At 74.8% G+C, this 19014-nt stretch carries 18 protein-coding genes; 4 read left to right on the forward strand and 14 right to left on the reverse strand.

From position 1 onward, the window contains the following. Nucleotides 1-20: 20 nt before the first annotated feature. Nucleotides 21-653 (forward strand): O-methyltransferase, encoded by a 633-nt coding sequence (locus Q0840_RS10730; protein WP_298459570.1) that lies wholly within the window; start codon nt 21-23, stop codon nt 651-653. A gap of 12 nt (nt 654-665) precedes the next feature. Here Q0840_RS10730 and Q0840_RS10735 read toward each other — a convergent pair whose 3' ends face one another. The 6 genes from Q0840_RS10735 to dapE form a co-directional block, all read right to left on the reverse strand. Next, nucleotides 666-2228, reverse strand: a complete 1563-nt coding sequence (locus Q0840_RS10735) for a M17 family metallopeptidase (protein WP_298459463.1) — start codon at nt 2226-2228, stop codon at nt 666-668. Nucleotides 2229-2264: 36 nt separating this feature from the next. After that, nucleotides 2265-2432 (reverse strand): DUF3117 domain-containing protein, encoded by a 168-nt coding sequence (locus Q0840_RS10740; RefSeq protein WP_182113330.1) that lies wholly within the window; start codon nt 2430-2432, stop codon nt 2265-2267. 131 nt (nt 2433-2563) lie between these two features. Further along, entirely contained in the window at nt 2564-3772 is a 1209-nt protein-coding gene (locus Q0840_RS10745; protein ID WP_298459464.1) for a hypothetical protein, read from the reverse strand. A 17-nt stretch (nt 3773-3789) separates the two neighbouring features. Further along, a complete protein-coding gene (locus Q0840_RS10750; RefSeq protein WP_298459465.1) occupies nt 3790-4797 on the reverse strand; it encodes a dihydropteroate synthase in 1008 nt (335 codons plus the stop codon). After that, nucleotides 4794-5651, reverse strand: a complete 858-nt coding sequence (locus tag Q0840_RS10755) for a TIGR00730 family Rossman fold protein (protein WP_298459466.1) — start codon at nt 5649-5651, stop codon at nt 4794-4796. Before Q0840_RS10755 ends, Q0840_RS10750 begins: the two co-directional genes overlap by 4 nt. A gap of 9 nt (nt 5652-5660) precedes the next feature. After that, nucleotides 5661-6758 carry a succinyl-diaminopimelate desuccinylase gene (gene dapE / locus Q0840_RS10760; protein WP_298459467.1) on the reverse strand — a complete coding sequence of 366 codons (1098 nt, stop codon included), beginning with the start codon at nt 6756-6758 and terminating at the stop codon, nt 5661-5663. A 160-nt stretch (nt 6759-6918) separates the two neighbouring features. Between dapE and dapD the strand changes: the two genes are divergently transcribed. Then, nucleotides 6919-7902, forward strand: coding sequence for a 2,3,4,5-tetrahydropyridine-2,6-dicarboxylate N-succinyltransferase (gene dapD, locus Q0840_RS10765; protein ID WP_298459468.1), 984 nt, complete (start codon nt 6919-6921; stop codon nt 7900-7902). Nucleotides 7903-7912: 10 nt separating this feature from the next. Continuing rightward, on the forward strand, nt 7913-8782 hold the full coding sequence (locus tag Q0840_RS10770) for a hypothetical protein (protein WP_298459469.1): 870 nt from the start codon (nt 7913-7915) through the stop codon (nt 8780-8782). Nucleotides 8783-8877: 95 nt separating this feature from the next. On the opposite strand, the gene Q0840_RS10775 is transcribed toward Q0840_RS10770, so the two are convergent. From Q0840_RS10775 to fdxA, 3 genes are all read right to left on the reverse strand, one after another. After that, nucleotides 8878-10164 carry a citrate synthase gene (locus tag Q0840_RS10775; protein WP_298459470.1) on the reverse strand — a complete coding sequence of 429 codons (1287 nt, stop codon included), beginning with the start codon at nt 10162-10164 and terminating at the stop codon, nt 8878-8880. Nucleotides 10165-10339: 175 nt separating this feature from the next. Next, nucleotides 10340-11494 (reverse strand): succinyldiaminopimelate transaminase, encoded by a 1155-nt coding sequence (gene dapC / locus Q0840_RS10780; RefSeq protein ID WP_298459471.1) that lies wholly within the window; start codon nt 11492-11494, stop codon nt 10340-10342. Between the two features lie 43 nt (nt 11495-11537). Further along, complete coding sequence (gene fdxA / locus Q0840_RS10785; RefSeq protein ID WP_298459472.1) at nt 11538-11864, reverse strand: ferredoxin; 327 nt, start codon at nt 11862-11864, stop codon at nt 11538-11540. A gap of 96 nt (nt 11865-11960) precedes the next feature. Between fdxA and Q0840_RS10790 the strand changes: the two genes are divergently transcribed. Further along, nucleotides 11961-12239: a hypothetical protein gene (locus tag Q0840_RS10790; protein ID WP_298459473.1), complete on the forward strand. Its 279-nt coding sequence runs from the start codon at nt 11961-11963 to the stop codon at nt 12237-12239. A 35-nt stretch (nt 12240-12274) separates the two neighbouring features. Here the strand turns inward: Q0840_RS10790 and Q0840_RS10795 are convergent, their stop codons facing one another. From Q0840_RS10795 to typA, 5 genes are all read right to left on the reverse strand, one after another. Further along, complete coding sequence (locus tag Q0840_RS10795; protein WP_298459474.1) at nt 12275-14098, reverse strand: VanW family protein; 1824 nt, start codon at nt 14096-14098, stop codon at nt 12275-12277. A gap of 99 nt (nt 14099-14197) precedes the next feature. After that, nucleotides 14198-14710: a flavin reductase family protein gene (locus tag Q0840_RS10800; protein WP_298459475.1), complete on the reverse strand. Its 513-nt coding sequence runs from the start codon at nt 14708-14710 to the stop codon at nt 14198-14200. Further along, nucleotides 14707-15081 (reverse strand): hypothetical protein, encoded by a 375-nt coding sequence (locus Q0840_RS10805; protein ID WP_298459476.1) that lies wholly within the window; start codon nt 15079-15081, stop codon nt 14707-14709. The genes Q0840_RS10800 and Q0840_RS10805 overlap by 4 nt, the downstream gene beginning before the upstream one ends. A gap of 100 nt (nt 15082-15181) precedes the next feature. Continuing rightward, nucleotides 15182-16954: a BCCT family transporter gene (locus Q0840_RS10810; RefSeq protein WP_298459477.1), complete on the reverse strand. Its 1773-nt coding sequence runs from the start codon at nt 16952-16954 to the stop codon at nt 15182-15184. Nucleotides 16955-17070: 116 nt separating this feature from the next. After that, on the reverse strand, nt 17071-18981 hold the full coding sequence (typA, locus tag Q0840_RS10815) for a translational GTPase TypA (protein WP_298459478.1): 1911 nt from the start codon (nt 18979-18981) through the stop codon (nt 17071-17073). Between the last annotated feature and the right edge of the window lie 33 nt (nt 18982-19014).

Raw genomic sequence — 19014 nt, forward strand, 5'->3', positions numbered from 1 at the left:
CGAGCCGCCGGGAGGCCGCCATCTCCACCGACAAGACGCAGAGCTGGGTCTACGCCGAGGAGTTCCGGGCCGAGGACGACGTGCTGCTGCGGGCCCGCGAGCGCGCCGGCCAGCTGGGCTGCACCCCGGTGCTGCCCGGCAGCGGGGCCGTCCTGTCCGTGCTGACGGCGAGCCTGCGGGCGCGCGCGGTGGTCGAGGTGGGCACCGGCGCGGGGGTCGGCTCGCTGTACCTGCTGCGCGGGATGCCCGTGGACGGCGTGCTGACCACCATCGACGTCGAGGTTGAGCACCAGCGGGCGGCCAAGCAGGCGTTCGCGGAGGCCGGCCTGCGCCCCACGCGCACCCGCGCCATCTCCGGCCGGGCGGCCGACGTGCTGCCCCGGCTGACCGACGGCGCCTACGACATGGTCTTCGTCGACGCCGACAAGGAGGGCTACCCGGGGTACGTCGAGCAGGCGCTGCGGCTGCTGCGGCCCGGGGGTGTGCTCGCCGTCGACAACGCGCTGTGGCACGACCGGGTCGCCGACCCCGCCCGGCGCGACGAGACCACGACGGTCATCCGCGAGGTCGGGCGGAGCCTGCGGGACGACGAGCGGGTGCTGAGCGCGATGCTGCCCACCGGCGACGGCCTGCTGGTGGCCGTCCGCCGCTGACCGGGCCGGCGCTCACGCCAGCGTCTGCAGGTACTCCAGCAGCAGCCGGGCACCGAAGCCGGTGGCGCCCTCGGTGACCTCGTGCCGGTCCTTGCCGGACCGCGCCGGCCCGGCGATGTCCAGGTGCGCCCACGTGCGTGAGCCGGTGAACTCGCGCAGGAACAGCGCGGCGGTGATCGAGCCGCCGCCGGGCGACTGCGCGGGGACGTGCCGCAGGTCGGCGATGGGCGACCGGACGGCCGGCAGGTACTCCTCGACGAGCGGCATGTGCCACACCCGCTCGCCCGTCGTGGTGCCCGCGGCCTCCAGAGCGCCGAGCAGGGCGGGGTCGGCGCAGTACAGCGCGGCGTGCCCCTGGCCCAGGCCCAGCGTGGCGGCCCCGGTGAGGGTCGCCACGTCGATCAGCACGTCGGGGTCGAGCACCTCGTCGGCGTAGGCGAGCGCGTCGGCCAGCACCAGGCGGCCCTCCGCGTCGGTGTTGGCCACCTCGACGGTCCGGCCGCCGCGCACGGTGAGCACGTCACCGGGCCGGTAGGACGACGCGCCCACGTGGTTCTCGGCGAGCGGCAGGACCGCGGTCACCCGGTGCCCGACGCCGGCCTCGGCGGCGGCGAGCACGGTGGCCAGCGCCACCGCCGCGCCGGCCATGTCGGTCTTCATCGCGACCATCGGCTCGCGCGGCTTGATGGACAGCCCGCCGGTGTCGAAGGTGATGCCCTTGCCCACCACGACGACGTGCCGCCCGGTGCGCCCGTCGGTGGGCGTGTAGGACACGGTGACCAGGCGCGGGGTGCGCGCCGAGCCGGCGCCGACGGCCAGGATGCCGCCGAAGCCCTCCGCCTCGAGCGCCTCCGGGTCGAACACCTGCGTCACCAGGCCGGCCTCGGCGGCCAGCTCACCGGCGCGCTCGGCCATCCAGGCGGGGTCCTTGGTGCTCGACGGCGTGTTCGCCAGGTCCCGGACCAGCCAGGTCGCCCGCGCGGCGACCTGCGCGTCCCGGACCGCCGCGGCCGAGCGGTCGGTGTGCCGACCGAGGAGCACGAGCGTCCCGGCCGGGTCCTTGCCCGCGCCACCCGTCGCGAACGTCGGGATGCGGTAGGACCCGAGCAGGTAGCCCTCGACGAGCGCACGGGCCCCCTCGTGACCGTGCGGACCGCCCGGGGAGCCGAGCGTGGTCACCACGCGGCCGACGCCGCGGGTCGCGCGCGCCAGCGCCGCACCGGCGCGGCGCAGGTCGCCCGGCGACCCGTCGCCCACCCCGACGAGCACGAGCCGCTCCGGCAGCGACTCCCACGGGAACGCGGACGCCGTCGCGACCAGGCGGCGCGGCAGGTGCAGCGTCCAGGTGTCGCCGGCGACCCCCGTCGCCCCGGCACGCTCGGCGACCTCCGCGAGGTCCACCCCGTACAGGGCGGCGGCGTCAGCGGTTCCGGAGCGGGGCTGGAGCTCGGTCTCGCCCTCCACGGGCGGTGCGACCGGCACCGCGAGCGCCGTCGTGCCCTCGAGGGCGGTCGGCGTCAGGGTGCCGCGCTCGACGACGACCTCGGGGAGAGCACGCGTCGACGCCGGGACCACGCCCGGCGTCCTGGGACCACGGCCGGCCATGAGCGGTCAGCTGACGACGGAGCTGAGCGCCTCGCCGAGCTCACGCGCCTCGGTGGCGTTGAGCTCGACCACGAGCCGGCCTCCGCCCTCGAGCGGAACCCGCATGACGATGCCGCGGCCCTCCTTGGTGACCTCGAGCGGACCGTCACCGGTGCGCGGCTTCATGGCAGCCATGGGCGGCTCTCCTTCGTTCGTGCCTGGCCCGGGCCCCGGCGCGCCTGGACGAACCTGCTCGCGGGGCTGGGTCTGGTCGGAATGTCCGTTGTGCAGTCTAGTGGCTGCGGTGGGCCGGACCGCGACGCACGTCACGGCGGCCACCCGGACGGGGGGATCAACCGCCACAGGGACCACGTCCAGGCGACCTGCAGGGCGGCGCAGGTGATGAGCACCAGGACGAGCCAGATCCGGCGGGCACGGGCCGGGCCACGTACCGCTCCCACCACCACCGCGGCGACGGGGAAGGCGAGCAGTCCGAACCGCACCAGGCTCGTGCCAGGCTCGACGACGCCGACCAGGTAGACGCCGTACCCGGCGCACCAGGCCCACAGCTCGGGGCCCAGGCGGCGGGCCGGTGGGCTCAGCGCGAGCGCGACGGCGACCGCGAGCAGCCCGAGCAGAAGCACCGGGCCGAGGGCGTCGCCCCACAGCCACCGGGCCACGTCGAGCCACGGCAGCACCGGGACGACGTCGGGCCGCCCGCGCCAGGCGGCCTGCGTGAGCAGGTACGCATCCGGCACCCCGGTGGCCGCGGCCGTGACCAGCGGCCACGCCACCCCGGAGGCGCCGGCCGCCACGAGCAGCGCGGCCAGACCCAGCACGTCGCGGCGGCCGAGGTGGTCCGCACCGCGGCGCGCGGCCCGCAGCCGCACGAGACCGTGCACCACGACGACCAGCGCCATGGGCAGCGCGACGGCGCGGGTCAGTCCCAGCGCCAGCACCGTGACCGCCGCGAGCCCGTACTGCCGGCGCAGCAGCCCGACCAGCGTGGCCGCCACGAGCAGCAGTGCGAGGGACTCGGTGTAGGCGCTCTGCAGGACCGGCGCGGCCGGCGCCGAAGCGACCACCGCGGCGGTCGCGAGCGGCAGCCCGGGCCGGGCGGCCACGGCCCGGGGTGCGCCCTCCCGGACCGCGACGTGCACCAGCAGCACCGCCGCCGCACCGAGGACCAGCGCGAGGGTCGGCGCGACGAGCGCCCACGGTGCTCCGGTGACCGCGATCAGTCCGCGCGCGAGCAGCGGGAACAGCGGGAAGAACGCCCACGGGTTCTGCTGCACCACGCCGTCGGGGCCGGTGGGCAGGGTCGGCGGGTAGCCGTGCTCGGCGATGTCGCGGTACCAGCCCGAGTCCCACATCAGGCCCGTGTACTGCACGTACGACGGCGAGGCGGGCACCCACAGGGTCTGGACCTGGTGGCGGGCGACGGCGAGGAGCACCAGCGCGCTCCAGGCGCGGGCGAGCGCGTACACCGCGAGGGTCTGCCCCCACCACGGCCACCGCCGGGGGTCGGCGCTCACCGGCGCCCGCGCACGGCTCACGCCAGGCCGCGGACGGCCCGGGCGGGCGCGGCGTCGCCGCGCACCGCGGCCACCATGTCCAGCGTCCGCCGGGTGGCCCGCACGTCGTGCGTGCGGAAAACCCGTGCCCCCAGCCAGGCCGCGACGGCGGTCGCCGCGAGCGTGCCCTCGAGCCGATCGTCGACCGGCAGCCCGAGCGTCTCCCCGACGAAGTCCTTGCGGGACAGCGCGAGCAGCACCGGGTACCCCAGCGCGACGAGCGCCTCGGTGCGCCGCAGCAGGTGCAGGGAGTGCCAGGTGTTCTTGCCGAAGTCGTGCGTCGGGTCGACCAGCACCGAGGCGGGGTCCACGCCGAGGTCGACGGCGCGGGCCGCAGCGACGCCGAGGGTCGCCAGGACGTCGGTCAGCACCCCGTCGCGGGGATCGGGGCGGGCGGCCGTGCCGGCGCGGGACGCGTCGGTGCCGAAGGCGTCGGTGCCGGAGGCGTCGAGGGCGGGCCGACGGCCGGGGTCCGCCGACGCGTAGGCGACCCGGAACGGGTCGGTCCGCGGGATGGCGCCGCCGGTGTGCGAGCAGACGACGCCGACGCCGCCGGCGGCGGCCACCCCGACCAGGTCCGGGTCGTGGCCGGCCCAGGTGTCGTTGAGCAGGTCCGCGCCGGCGGCGACCGCCGCCCGCGCGACCGGGGCGCGCCAGGTGTCGACGCTGACCAGCAGCTCGGGGTGGCGGCTGCGCACCCGCTCGACCAGCGGCACCACCCGGCGCACCTCCTCGGCGACGTCGACGGGCTCGCCGCGGCCGGCTCGGACGCCGCCGATGTCCACGATGTCGGCGCCCTCGTCGACCGCGCGCGCGACGGCGTCGAGGGCCCCGGCGTCGTCGTCGTGCCGGGCGCCGGGGTAGAAGGAGTCCGTGGTGCGGTTGACGATCGCCATCACCACCGGGCGGCCCGGACCGAACGTGCGTCCACGCAGCCGCAGCGGCGCCCCGCCGGCCGGGACGCCGGGCGGCACCGGCGGCGTCACGCGGGGGTGGGGGGCGCGTCCGGCCGGGTCCGGCCGGACCCGGCGTCCGCGGCGGCCGTCTCGGCCTCGGCCTCCTCGCGGACGGCCTCCTGCTCGGCCCGCAGCGCCGCGCTGCGCTCCACGACGTGCGCGACGGCGTCCCGTGGGTCGTCGACGAGGGTGATGAGCTCGAGGTCGATCTCGCCGATCATGCCGCGGCCCAGGACCGCGCTGCGCAGCCAGTCGAGCAGCCCGGTCCAGTAGTCCCGGCCGACCAGCACCAGCGGGAACCCGGTGACCTTGTGCGTCTGCACGAGCGTGAGGGCCTCGAACAGCTCGTCGAAGGTGCCGAACCCGCCCGGCAGCACCACGAAGCCCTCGGCGTACTTGACGAACATGGTCTTGCGGGCGAAGAAGTAGCGGAAGTTCACGCCGAGGTCGACGTAGGGGTTCATGCCCTGCTCGAACGGCAGCTCGATGCCGAGGCCCACGGACAGCCCCCCGGCCTCGCTCGCGCCCTTGTTGGCGGCCTCCATGATCCCCGGCCCGCCGCCGGTGATCACGGCGTAGCCGGCCTCCACGAGCCCGCGGCCCACCTCGACGGCCATGGCGTAGTCGGGGTGGTCCGGCTTGGTGCGCGCGGACCCGAACACGCTGACCGCGGGGCCGACCTCGGCGAGCGCGCCGAAGCCCTCCACGAACTCGCTCTGGATCCGCATGACCCGCCACGGGTCGCCGTGGAGCCAGTCGGTGTTCCCGGGGCCGGCCAGCAGGTGCTGGTCGGTCGTGGTGGCGGGCACCTGACCGCGCCGGAGCAGGACCGGGCCCTTGCGGTATCCGTGCCCGGGGGCGGGCACGCCGTCGTCGCTCGTCATGGCCCGACTCTAGGAGGTCAGCCAGGCACGGAGCGCGTCGTGGCACAGCGTGAGCTGGGCGACCGGGCAGTGCTCGTCGTCCTTGTGGGCGAGCACCGGGTCCCCGGGGCCGAAGTTGACCGCCGGGACGCCGAGCTCGGCGAACCGGGCGACGTCGGTCCAGCCGAGCTTGGCCGCGGGTGCCCCGCCGGTGACGGCGAGGGTCGCCGCGGCGAAGTCGGCCGCTGCCGGCGCGTCGAGCCCGGGCCGCGCACCACCGGCCGCGTCGGTGACCGTCACGGCGTACCCGTCGAACACCTCGCGCACGTGCGCCTCGGCCTGCTCGACCGACCGCGCCGGGGCGAACCGGTAGTTCACGGTCACGACGCACTCGTCGGGCACGACGTTGCCGGCGACCCCGCCGCGGATCCCGACGGCGTTCAGCCCCTCGCGGTACACCAGCCCGTCCACCTCGACGTCGGCGGCCACGTAGTCCTGGAGCCGTCGCAGCACCTCGCCGGCGCCGTGGATCGCGTTGGTGCCCATCCAGGAGCGGGCCGAGTGCGCCGCCACGCCCGGCACCCGCACCTCGGCGCGCAGCGTCCCGTTGCACCCGCCCTCGAGCCCGGCCGAGGTGGGCTCGCCCAGGACGGCGAAGTCGCACGCGAGCCAGTCGGGGTGCGCCCGGGCCACCCGGCCCAGGCCGTTCAGCGACGACTCGACCTCCTCGTGGTCGTAGAAGACCCACGTGACGTCGCGCGTGGGCGCGGTCAGCGAGGCGGCGAGCGCGAGCTGGATCGCGACCCCGCCCTTCATGTCGACCGTGCCGCGGCCCCACAGCTGGGCGTCCTCGCCGGTGCCCTCGACCCGGCTGGGCATGTTGCCGGCGATCGGGACGGTGTCGATGTGCCCGGCGACCACGACCCGCGACGCGCGCCCGGTGCGGGTGCGCGCGACCACCGCGTCGCCGTCGCGCAGCACCTCCAGGTGGTCGCAGCGGCGCAGGGCGGCCTCGATGGCGTCCGCGAGCGCGGTCTCGTCCCCGCTGACCGAGGGGATGTCGCAGACCGCGCGGGTCAGGGTCAGCAGGTCGGCGGTGGGGTCCAGGGCCGGCGTCCAGGTGGTCACCGGGCGACCCTACCGACCGGCGCGCCCCGCGCCCGCGGCCGGACCGCCCCCAGCCGGCGGCGTGGCGGCGGCGTGGACGCCGCCGCCACGGCACCTCGGCGCCCGGCGCCCCGGCGCCCCGGCGCCCGGTCCCGTGCCGGTCGCCCTCTACCCTGGTGGCATGAGCACGCGCAGCGCCTGGGGCGTCGGCCTGGCCACGATCGCCGCCGACGGCACCACCCTCGACGCCTGGTACCCGTCCCCCGCGCTGGGCCAGGCCCCGCCGGCGCACACCCCCGGCGACGCCGACGCCGCCCTCGCGGGCCAGCTGGCCGCGCTCGCCGGCGAGGACCCGGTGCGCGGCGTGCGCACCGTCGTCGTGCTCACCGTGGCCGACCTCGACGCGCCCCCGTCGGACGCCCCCGACGCCTACCTGCGCCTGCACCTGCTGTCCCACCGGCTCGTCGCCCCGCACGGCGCCAACCTCGACGGCGTCTTCGGCGTGCTGGCGAACGTGGTGTGGACCGACCGGGGACCGTGCCCGGTGGAGGACTTCGAGGCGACCCGGCTGCGGATGCGCGCGGCGACCGGCGCGCCGGTGACGGTGCACGGCGTCGACAAGTTCCCGCGGATGGTCGACTACGTGCTGCCCTCCGGGGTCCGGGTCGCCGACGCCGACCGGGTCCGGCTCGGCGCGCACCTGGCCCCGGGCACGACCGTCATGCACGAGGGCTTCGTCAACTACAACGCCGGCACGCTCGGCGCCTCGATGGTCGAGGGCCGCATCTCGGCCGGGGTCGTCGTCGGGGACGGCAGCGACGTCGGCGGTGGCGCGTCGATCATGGGCACCCTGTCCGGCGGGGGCCGGGAGGTCGTCTCCGTCGGCCGGCGGTCGCTGCTCGGCGCGAACGCCGGCCTGGGCGTCACGCTCGGGGACGACTGCGTCGTCGAGGCCGGCCTGTACCTGACGGCGGGCACCAAGGTCACGCTCGTCGGCGCGACCGGGCCCGACGGCGCCGCCGCGGACGGCCGGGTGGTCAAGGCGCGCGAGCTGTCCGGCGTCGACGGCGTGCTGTTCCGCCGCAATTCGCAGACCGGCGCGGTCGAGGCGGTGGCCCGGTCCGGCGCGGGCGTCCGGCTGAACTCCGCGCTGCACACCAACTGACGCGCGAGCCGTGACCCGACGACGTCGTCGTGCCTGGACGGCCCCGCTCGCGCTGCTCGGCGCGCTGGGGGTCGCGGTCGCTGGCGTCGTCGTCGCGCTCGACGCGCTCGACGGCGGGACGGTGGTCGGCGAGCGCTGCACCGCGGAGCTGGACGGCACGACCTACGCCCTGAGCCCGACCCAGAGCGACAACGCCGCGCTGGTGGTCGGCGCCACCGTCCGGCGCGGGCTGCCCGCACGGGCCGCGACGATCGGCATCGCGACCGCCCTGCAGGAGTCCAAGCTGGTCAACATCGACTACGGCGACCGTGACTCGGTCGGCCTGTTCCAGCAGCGGCCGTCCCAGGGCTGGGGCACCGTCGACCAGATCATGGACCCGCTGTACTCGACCGACGCCTTCCTCGACGTGCTGGTCGAGGTGGAGGGCTACGAGGCGCTGGAGATCACCGACGCCGCCCAGCGCGTGCAGCGCTCGGGGTTCCCCGATGCGTACGCCCAGCACGAGACCCGGGCCCGGGCGTGGGCGTCGTCGCTGTCCGGCTACTCCCCCGCGACGCTGACCTGCGAGCTGCGTGAGCCCGAGGGTCCCGGCTCCGCCGACGAGCTGCTGGCCCGCGCCGCCCGGGACCTGGGGACGGTGCCGAGCAGCGTCGCCGAGGACGGGGCGGTCGTGCTGGACGCCACCGCGCTGCCCGGTGGCTCCGACGCCGGCCGGCTCGGCTGGGCGGTGGCCCAGTGGGCCGTCGCCGTCGCGTCACCGCAGCGGGTGACCGGCGTGGCGGTCGCCGACCGGACCTGGGAGCGCGACGGCGGCGGCTGGGAGCCGTCCGGCACGCCGGCGCTGCCGGCGGGTCAGGTCCGCGTCACGCTCGCCGGCTGACCGCCGGCCCTCCCCACCCCGCCGAGTGCGACGTCCTGGACCGTTCAGGTCGCGTCAAGGGTCCACGGCGTCGCACTCGGCTGTGGGGCACAGGGTCAGCGCGCGTCGACCTCGACGTAGTCGCGCTCGACCGCACCGGTGTAGACCTGGCGCGGCCGGCCGATCTTGGTCGCGGGGTCGCTCATCATCTCGCGCCACTGGGCGATCCAGCCGGGCATGCGGCCGAGGGCGAAGATGGGCGTGAACATGGCCTCGTCGAAGCCCATGGCCTTGTAGATCAGGCCCGTGTAGAAGTCGACGTTCGGGTACAGCTTGCGCTCGATGAAGTAGTCGTCGTTGAGCGCGATGTCCTCGAGGTTCCGCGCGATGTCCAGCAGCTCGTCGCTCTTGCCCAGCTGCTGCAGGACGGCGTCGGCGTCCTTCTTCACGATGGCCGCACGCGGGTCGTAGTTCTTGTAGACCCGGTGCCCGAAGCCCATCAGCCGGACACCCTGCTCCTTGTTCTTGACCTTCGTCATGAACTCGGTCGCGTCGCCGCCGCTGGCCTGGATCTCGGTGAGCATCTTCAGCACGGACTCGTTGGCGCCGCCGTGCAGCGGGCCGGACAGCGCGTTGATGCCGGCCGCGACGGACGCGTACAGGTTCGCGTGGCTCGAGCCGACGATCCGCACCGTGGAGGTGGAGCAGTTCTGCTCGTGGTCGGCGTGCAGGATGAGCAGCCGGTCCAGGGCCTCGACGATCGTGGGGTCGGCCTCGTACTGGGAGTACGGCGCGGCGAACGTCATCCGCAGGAAGTCGTCGACGTAACCGCGGGAGTAGTCCGGGTACAGCAGCGGCTCGCCGACGCGACGCCGGTGCAGGTAGGACGTGATGGTGCGGGTCTTGGCCAGGATCAGCACCGTCGCCAGCTCGACCGTCTCGGGGTCGAACGGGTCCAGCGACTCGGGGTAGAAGGTCGCCAGCGCGTTCACCGCCGAGGACATCACGGCCATCGGGTGGGCGTTGCGCGGGAACGTCCCCATGAAGGTGCGGAAGTCCTCGTGCACGAGGGTGTGCCGGTTGACCCGCTCGACGAAGGCGTCCAGCTCGGACGGCGACGGCAGCTCGCCGTGGATGAGGAGGTAGGCCACCTCGAGGAAGCTCGACTTCTCGGCGAGCTGCTCGATGGGGTACCCGCGGTAGCGCAGGATCCCCGCGTCGCCGTCGATGTAGGTGATCTCGGACTCGCAGGCCGCGGTGTTCATGAAGCCAGGGTCGACCGTGACCAGCCCGGTCTCCTTGAGCAGCGAGGAGACGACGATCCCGTCGTTGCCCTGCGTGGCGCCCATGACGGGCAGGTCGAGGGTCTGTCCTGCGACGGTGAGCGTGACGGGGTCGGTCATGTGGTTCCCTCCTGGCGAGGCACGCGCACCCTCGTGTCGCGGCCGAGGCTCGGCGCGGCGCCTGCGGTGACCGTGGAGGTCGGCCCGGGCGGTCGTCGTCGGCCCGCGCTCACGGTACCCGCGGCTCCGGGCCCGTGACGAATCGGACGGTCGCTCGGGTCAACCGGCCGGCGGATCAGCCGGTCGACGGGCCGGGCGACCGGCCCGGCGATCCGGTCAGGCGACGGGCCGCCTCGGCGACCCGCTCGTCGGTCGCGGTGAGGGCGACCCGGACGTGGCCGGCCGCGGCCGCACCGTAGAACGCACCCGGCGCGACGAGCACGCCGTGGTCGGCCAGCCGGCCGACGGTCGCCCAGCAGTCGGCGGGGTCCTCGGCGGGGCGCGCCCACAGGTACAGGCCCGCGGCCGAGCCGTCGACGGTCAGGCCGGCTGCCTCGAGCGCGGGCCGCAGCAGGGCCCGCCGGGCCCGGTAGCGCTCGCGCTGCACGGCGACGTGGGCGTCGTCACCGAGCGCGACGGTCATCGCCGCCTGCACCGGCGCCGGCACGATCATCCCCGCGTGCTTGCGGACCTCGAGCAGGTCGGCGACCAGGCGCGGGTCACCGGCGACGAAGGCGGCCCGGTAGCCGGCGAGGTTGGACTGCTTGGACAGCGAGTAGACCGCGAGCAGGCCGGTGGGGTCGCCGCCGCTGACCCGCGGGTCCAGGATGCTGGGCACCCCACTGCCGGACCACGGCTCGTCCCACGCCAGCTCGGCGTAGCACTCGTCGGACGCGACCACCGCGCCCACCGCCCGGGCGGCGTCGACCACCGCCCGCAGCTGCTCGACCGACCGCACGGTTCCGTCCGGGTTGCCCGGCGAGTTGACCCACACCAGGCGCACCGGGCCCGCACCCCAGTCGGCGACGTCGTCGGCGGGCACGGGCGTCGCCCCCGCCAGCCGTGCGCCCACGTCGTAGGTCGGGTAGGCGGTCGCCGGGTGCACGACGACGTCCCCGGCGCCCAGACCCAGCAGCGAGGGCAGCAGCGCGACGAGCTCCTTGGAGCCCACGGTCGGCAGGACGGCGTCGGGATCGAGGTCCGGGACGCCGCGCCGCCGGGCGAACCAGTCGACGACGGCCCGGCGCAGCGCCGGGGTGCCGTGGGTCAGCGGGTAGCCGTGCGCGTCGGACGCGGCGGCGAGGGCGTCGCGGACGAGGTCGGGCGTCGGGTCGACCGGGGTCCCGACGGACAGGTCGACGATGCCGTCGGCGTGGGCACGGGCACGCGCGGCGAACGGTGCGAGCGTGTCCCAGGGGAAGTCCGGCAGGGTGCGGGTCAGCAGGCCCATGGGGCGGCGAGGTCCGGTCTCGGCCGGTCGGCTGCCGGCGGCGTCAGTCGGTGACGACCTGCAGCGGCAGCGTGGCGATGATCGGGTGGTCCTTGGGGATCTCCCCCATCTTGGCCGCACCGCCCGGCGAGCCGAGGTCGTCGAAGAACTCGACGTTGGCCTTGTAGTACTCGCTCCACTGCTCGGGGACGTCGTCCTCGTAGTAGATGGCCTCGACGGGGCAGACCGGCTCGCAGGCACCGCAGTCGACGCACTCGTCGGGGTGGATGTACAGCGACCGCTTGCCCTCGTAGATGCAGTCGACGGGGCACTCCTCGATGCACGCCTTGTCCTTGACGTCCACACAAGGCTGGGCGATCACATAGGTCACGGTCAGTCCTCCAGGGCCCGTACGACGGTCTCCGGCGCCGCTGACGACGCCCGCTCTAGTATCCACCTCGTGGGCGATGACCCGAGCAGCACCAGCGTGACCCACGACACGGCCGAGGGCATCCCGGCGTGGCGACGGTGGGCCGTCGGGACGCGCGTGGTGGTCCGCCACCGGCTGCCGGACGGTCGGCTGACCGACGCCCTCGGCGAGCTGGCCGAGGTGGACGACGCCGGCCTGATGATCGCCACCCGCCGCGGTCCGGTGCGCGTGGCCGGCGCCGACGTGGTGCTCGGCAAGCCGGTGCCGCCACCGCCGCCGCGGCGCGGTCCTCGCGCGGTCGGTGACCGAGGCGTGGCGGGCGACGCGCAGCCCTGACCGCCCGGTCCGCTCACCGCGCCGGTCGGCGGAGATCAGCCCTCGGGCTCGCAGACCACCGCGTTCTGCGGCTTGTACCGCCAGGTGTCCGACGTCGTCTCCTGCTCCTCGCCGTCCAGCAGCAGCCGACGCGTGACCGTCACGGTGAAGCCGGGGTTGCCGGCCCGCTGCGGCGTGCAGGTGTCGGACGACGAGGTGACCGTGGTCGGCCGCACGATGTTCGAGCGCGGGCTGGTGGACGACTCCACGGTCCAGTACCTCGTCCCCCACATCCGCACGTGGACGCGGCCGTCGGCCACCCAGGCCTGCACGAGCGCGCCGTAGGGAGTGGTGTTCTTGAACTTCATGTCGATGACGCCGGTGTAGAGCGTCGACTCGCGGCCCTCGGGGTAGCGCGCGAACCACTCCGAGTGCGGCTGGTGCTCGACGTCCTCGAAGCCGGCCAGGAACGCCGCGTTGTAGGTGGTCGTGGAGATCTGCGACAGCCCGCCGCCCATCCCGGGGACGTGCTCGCCGTCGACGATGACGGTCGCGTCGCGGAAGCCGGCGGCCGCGGTGATCGGCCCCAGCGCCTCGGTGAGGCTGAAGGTCTCCCCCGGCCGCACCAGCGTGCCGTCGATCTTGGCGGCACCCACGCGCAGGTTCTCGGTGCGCACCGGCTCGTTCGTCAGGGGCGTGGAGAACTCCGAGACGACCTCGGTCACGCCCAGGGCCTGCAGGCTCTCGGTCGTCAGCTCGGGGTCGCTCGCGACGAGGTCGACCCGGGCGGTGCGGTCCTCCCCCGTGCCCGCCGCGGCGACGGCGTCGGCGAGCACCTGGGGCTCCAGCGTGGTCCCCGGGGTCCCGGGCACCACGACCGGCGCGCCGTCGACGAACTCGAAGTGCGCGTCCGCGGCCGGGGTGAGCAGCCCGTCCGTGCGCGCCAGCACCTCCTCGACCAGGCGCGGTCCGTCGAGCGTCAGCTCCAGGTCGGAGTCCACCGCGGTGAACGACGCCAGGGACGTCAGCACGTCGGCGGGCAGCTCGACGGAGCGGTCGGCGACCGCCACCACGACCGGGGCGGCCGCGAACGGCTCGGCGACGGTGCGCAGCGCGGTCTGCGCCTCGGCCTGGGTGATCTCCGGCTCGGCGGCCTCGGTCGGCAGCTCCACCGGCTCCGCGGTGGTCAGCCACCGGCTGCGCAGCAGCTCGGCGGCGCGGTCGGCGTCGACCCGGGAGCCGGGCGCCGCGTCGGTCACGTGGGCGGCGCCGTCGGCGAAGACGACGCCGGCGTCGACCGGTTCGGTGGTCAGGGAGTCCGCGACGCCGTCGAGCGCCTCGGTGAGCGCCGCCTCGTCGACGTCGCTGACAGGCGGCTGGGCGCCACCGCCGACGACGTGGTGCCACAGCCGGGCCGGCTGCAGGCTGAACCCGGTCAGCCGGGCGACGGTGGCCTCGCTGTCCAGCGCGAGCCCCGCCTCGGCGGGGTCGAGGGACGCGGCGCGGCCGTCCGCGGTCACCCGGACCGGCTCGGCGACGACGTCGGCCAGGCCGGTGTCCACGGCGGCGACCGCCCGGTCGGCGGTGAGGCCGCCGATCTCGACGTCGGCCACCGTCGTCCCACGCGGCACGCGGTCGGCCAGCAGCCACGCCGCGGCGACGTACCCGCCGGCGAGCACGATCAGGACGCCCACGACGGTGAGCAGCACCCGCGGCCACCGGCGTGGCCGGGGGTCGGTGGGGAAGCCGAGCAGCGAGTCGTCGCGCCGGTCGTCACGCGACGCGTCCGGGCCGGCCACGGGGGCGGCCTCCGGGGCGCCGTCCACCCGCTCGGCACGAGCCGCCGCATGGACGTCGTCGTGCCGGGTCGTGTCGGCCATGCAGAAGTCCCCTCGTCGCCGGCGGCACCACCGCCGGACCGATTCTACGGCGTGGGGCCCACACGGCCCCTCCGCCGGCCCCGCCGCAGGTCGGCGCCCTCAGCGCACCGGACGCGTGCGGCCGCGCAGGTGGACCAGGCCGCCCGCGGTCGAGCGGCCCTGGACCGCGCTGAGCACCTCACCCACGACGATGTCGTGGTCGCCCGCGCGGTGGACCGCCGCCGTCCGGCACTCGAACCAGGCCGCCGCGTCGGCCACCAGCGGGGCACCGGTCCGGGTCCCGGTGGTGTGCGGCACCCGGGCGAGCTGCCCGACGGCGGGCCGGCCCGGCGACGCGAGCCAGTCCGCGACCGGGCCGGCCGAGTCCGCCAGCACGCTCAGCCCCCAGGTCTCGACGGCGTCGAGCGCCTCCCGGAAGCGGGCGTCCTCGTGCACGCAGAACAGCAGCATCGGCGGGTCGAGCGACACCGACGCGACGGCGCTCGCGGTCATCGCGTGGTCGACGTCGCGCCAGCGCAGGGCCACCACCGCGACCCCCGCGGGCAGCCGGCCGATCGCGGCCCGGAAGGTGTCCGGATCGGCGAGCGGACCGGGCCCGTCCGGGGTCGTCACGGACGCACCGGGACGTCGCTGAACCAGCGGCCGGGCAGGAAGCAGCCGATCCCGATCGCCACCATCCCGCCGATCCCCCACACGTACCCCAGGGCGTCGCCGGCGGGGACCAGCACGTCCCCGCCGGGGCCGGAGAGCGACAGCACCTGCACCACGGCGAGCCAGCCGACGGCGTAGCCGACGACCGGCAGCAGCCCGGCCCAGGCACGCGTCACCACGGTCGCGCTCAGGACCAGCGCGAGGCACACCGCCATGCCCCACGGCGGCACGGCCCGGTGCAGCACCGTGCCCCCGACACCGACGACGACACCGAGAGCCACCACGGCCGCCCAGCGTCCGAGGCCGGAGGACCTCCGCGCCGCTGCGCTCACTGTGCTGCTCCTCGACTGCTCGTCGGCGGTCCGTCGCCTGCCCGTCGCCTGTCCATGGTCTGCCTGTCGTCCCCGGGTCCGGTCCGCGTCGCGCCGGACGCTACCGGCGGTCGGACGGGCGGCGCGGGAGGTCCGGGGACCGCGGGCCGTCCTGCCCGGGGAGCGACGGCAGCCCGTCGTCCGTCCCGGCGCGGTCACCGGGGACGGTGCGCTGGGAGACGAGCTGGCCGACCTGCTCGGGGAGCTGCTGGTTGACCTGGGACGTCACGTGCGCGGTCAGCCGGTCGCGCATGAGGCTGCGCTCGGCCTGCAGGAACGCCCGGTGCTCGCTGCTCAACGCCCGCCAGGTGGAGGCGCACATCGCGATCATCACCACGCTGAACGGCAGCGCGATGAGGATCGCCGCCGTCTGCAGGGCGGCCAGACCACCCGCCACGAGCAGCGCCGCGGCGAGCAGGCCGCTCGCGACCGCCCACGTCATCCGCGACCACACCGGCGGGTCCAGCTCGCCGCCACCGGTGAGCATGGCCACCACGAGCGAGCCGGAGTCGGCACTGGTGATGAAGAACAGCGCGATCAGCACGATGGCCCCGGCGGCCAGCGCGGACCCGGCCGGCAGCGCCTCGAGCAGGTCGAACAGCGCGTTGACGGTCGTGACCGAGCCGTCGTCGGCCACCAGGCCGCCGGCGCCGAACAGCTCGCGGTACAGCGCGGTGCCGCCGAGCACGGAGAACCACAGGAAGGTGACCAGCACGGGGACGCCGAGCACACCCAGCACGAACTCACGCACGGTGCGGCCGCGCGAGATGCGCGCGATGAAGACGCCGACGAAGGGCGCCCACGAGATCCACCAGCCCCAGTAGAACGTGGTCCACGCCGACTGCCAGATCTCGCCCTCCGAGCCGGCGAACGCGCTGACGTTGAAGGTCATCGGCACGACGTTGGCGAGGTACACCCCGATGGACTGGACGAACTCGCGCAGCAGGAACAGCGTCGGGCCGAGCACCAGCACGGACAGCATCAGCAGGCCTGCCAGGACGACGTTCGCGTTCGACAGCCACTTCACACCGCGATCCAGTCCCGACAGGACCGAGAGGGTCGCGACCGCGGTGATCCCGAGGATCAGCACGACCTGCACCGTGACGGAGTTCTCCAGCAGCCCCAGGTGCTCCAGCCCCGAGGAGATCTGCAGCACGCCGAAGCCGAGCGAGGTGGCCACCCCGAACACGGTGCCGACGACGGCGGCCACGTCGACCACGTCACCGATCGGTCCGCCGGCGCGCCGGGCACCCAGCAGCGGCTCGAGCGCCCAGCGCACCGAGACGGGCCGTCCCTTGCGGTGGATCGCGTAGGCGAGCGCCAGGCCGACCACCACGTAGATCGCCCAGGCGTGCACGCCCCAGTGGACGTACGTCTGCGCCATCGCCTGCTCGGCGACCCGCTCCGGTGCACCGACGACGCCGGGCTTGGGCTGCGCGAAGTGCGTCAGCGGCTCGGCGACCCCCCAGAAGACCAGGCCGATCCCCATCCCGGCCGAGAACAGCATGGCGAACCAGCTCCCGGTGGAGTAGCGCGGCGCCTCGTCGTCCGGGCCGAGGGTGATGTCACCGAACCGGCTCAGACCCACGTAGAGCGAGAAGAGCACGAAGCCCGCGACGATCAGCACGTAGTACCAGCCGAACGCCCCGATGGCGTTGGTCTGCAGCGCGCCGATCAGGTCCGAGGCACGGGTGGGGAACACCACCGCCAGCAGGGCGAGGACGCCCACGATGGCAACGGAGGGCCAGAACACGCGCGGCGCGATGCCGCGGCGCTGGCCGCGCGCGGGTGCGGGCGGGCGGTCGGTCAGGGGTGCGGGTGTCGAGTGACTCATCGATTCCTTGGGGACGGGTCCGGGCGGACCGTGGTCAGGGCTGGACATGGCGATGGCAGCCGGTCGGGGGACCGACTGCCATCGCAGTCTGCCGGTGGCGGACCACCGGCGCAGGGTCAGGCGCGCTTGGCCCGGGCGAACACCCGGGCGCGCTCGGACTGGTCGAGGATGACCTTGCGGATGCGCACGACCTCGGGGGTGACCTCGACGCACTCGTCCTCGCGGGCGAACTCGAGGGACTCCTCCAGGGTCAGGTGCCGCGGCGGGACGAGGTTCTCGAACGTGTCGCTGGAGGCAGCGCGCATGTTCGTGAGCTTCTTCTCCTTGGTGATGTTGACGTCCATGTCCTCGTTGCGGGAGTTCTCGCCGACGATCATCCCCTCGTAGACCTCCTGGGTGGGGTCGACGAAGAACGAGCCGCGCTCCTGCAGGTTGATCATGGCGAACGGCGTCACGACGCCGGCCCGGTCGGCCACCAGCGACCCGTTGACCCGGGTCTCGATCGCGCCGGCCCACGGCTCGTAGCCCTCGGCGATCGAGGACGCGATGCCGGTGCCGCGGGTGTCGGTCAGGAACCGGGTGCGGAAGCCGATCAGGCCGCGCGCCGGGACCATGAACTCCATCCGGACCCAGCCGGTGCCGTGGTTGGACATGGTCTCCATGCGGCCCTTGCGCTGCGCGAGCAGCTGCGTCACGGCGCCGAGGTACTCCTCGGGCACGTCGATGGTCATCCGCTCCATCGGCTCGTGCGTCTTGCCGTCGATCGTCCGGGTGACGACCTGCGGCTTGCCGACGGTCAGCTCGAAGCCCTCGCGGCGCATCTGCTCCACGAGGATGGCCAGAGCCAGCTCGCCACGCCCCTGGACCTCCCAGGCGTCGGGACGCTCGGTCGGCAGGACGCGCAGCGACACGTTGCCGATGAGCTCCTTGTCGAGGCGGTCCTTGACCTGGCGGGCGGTGACCTTGTGGCCCTTGCCGCCCTTGCCGGCCAGCGGGGAGGTGTTGATCCCGATCGTCATGGAGATCGCCGGGTCGTCGACGGTGATCAGCGGCAGCGGGCGGGGGTCGTCCGGGTCGGTCAGGGTCTCGCCGATCGTGATGTCGGCGAAGCCGGCGACCGCGACGATGTCGCCCGGGCCGGCGGACTCGGTGGGGACGCGGTCGAGCGCCTTGGTCTCCAGGAGCTCGGTGACCTTGACGGTCGAGAGCGTGCCGTCGGCGCGGGCCCACGCCACCATCTGCCCCTTGCGGATCGTGCCGTTGAACACGCGCAGCAGCGCCAGCCGGCCCAGGAACGGCGAGGCGTCGAGGTTGGTGACGTGCGCCTGCAGCGGCGCACCCTCCTCGTAGGTCGGCGCGGGGATCTTCTCCAGGATCGTGGCGAACAGCGGCTCGAGGTTGTCGCTGTCCGGCAGCCCGCCGTCGGCCGGCTGGTTGACCGAGGCGCGTCCGGCCTTCGCGGCGGCGTACACGACGGGGACGTCGAGGATCGCGTCGAGGTCGAGGTCCGGGACGTCCTCGTGCAGGTCGCTCGCCAGACCCAGCAGCAGGTCGGTCGACTCGGCGACGACCTCCTCGATCCGCGAGTCGGGGCGGTCCACCTTGTTCACCACGAGGATGACGGGCAGCTTGGCGACGAGCGCCTTGCGCAGCACGAAGCGGGTCTGCGGCAGCGGGCCCTCGCTCGCGTCGACCAGCAGCACGACGCCGTCGACCATGGACAGCCCGCGCTCGACCTCACCGCCGAAGTCGGCGTGGCCGGGGGTGTCGATCACGTTGATCGTGATCCCCTCGGGGTGCCCGGCCGCGGCGGCCGCTGGGCCGGCGTAGTGCACCGCGGTGTTCTTCGCGAGGATGGTGATGCCCTTCTCGCGCTCGAGGTCACCGGAGTCCATCGCCCGCTCGTCGACGTGCGAGTGGGCGCCGAAGGCACCGGACTGGTGCAGCATCGCGTCGACCAGGGTGGTCTTGCCGTGGTCGACGTGGGCGACGATCGCCACGTTGCGCAGGTCGGAGCGCAGGGGCATGGAAGGGCTCATTTCGTGTGAGGGAGGCAGGCC

The sequence above is a fragment of the uncultured Cellulomonas sp. genome, from assembly GCF_947494015.1.
Classification (GTDB): Bacteria; Actinomycetota; Actinomycetes; order Actinomycetales; family Cellulomonadaceae; genus Pengzhenrongella.